The sequence below is a fragment of the Streptomyces griseorubiginosus genome, from assembly GCF_017614965.1.
Lineage (GTDB): Bacteria > Actinomycetota > Actinomycetes > Streptomycetales > Streptomycetaceae > Streptomyces > Streptomyces griseorubiginosus_B.
This window is the reverse complement of record NZ_WVUG01000720.1, coordinates 1-555: the sequence shown is the minus strand read 5'-3', so window position 1 is coordinate 555 and position 555 is coordinate 1. Positions and strand designations below refer to the sequence as shown.

The following is a 555-nucleotide window of genomic DNA, read 5'->3' as shown; positions in this document are numbered from 1 at the left end:
CTACCGCCACTTCCCCACCCGGGCGGACCTCGTCGTCGCCGTCTACCGCCACCAGATCGACGCGTGCGCCGAGGCCGGCCCCACCCTGCTGGCGGCCGGCCCCACCCCCTATGCGGCCCTGGGGAAGTGGGTCGACCTCTTCGTCGACTTCCTCGTCACCAAACACGGCCTCGCAGCCGCGATGCAGGGCGACAGCGCCGGCTTCGAGACGCTCCACGCCCTCTTCCTCGAACGGCTCCTGCCGGTGTGCGCCCAACTCGTCGAAGCCGCCGACGCCTCCGGCGAGATCCGCCCGGACATCGACGCCTACCACCTGATGCGCGGCATCGGAAACCTCTGCGTCGGCGCCGAGAGCGACCCCCGCTACGACGCCCGCAGAATGGTCACGCTCCTCATCGCGGGCCTGCGCCAACCGAACTGACTGCCCACGCGGCCGCGAAGCCCACACGCCCACGGCGGGAAGGGGCCGGGGCGGGGGGTGTCCGCCCGCAGCGTCGGGCGTCAACAGACAGCACCGCATAACGACCAGAACCGCCCGACCGAGGACGGACACCC

Annotated in this window: 1 protein-coding gene; it reads left to right on the top strand. The window is 72.1% G+C overall.

Features of this window, described 5'->3' with window-relative positions:
• On the top strand, window positions 1–421 hold a 421-nt coding region (locus tag GRC12_RS44950), incomplete at its 5' end, for a TetR/AcrR family transcriptional regulator (RefSeq protein ID WP_208786149.1).
• Between the last annotated feature and the right edge of the window lie 134 nt (window positions 422–555).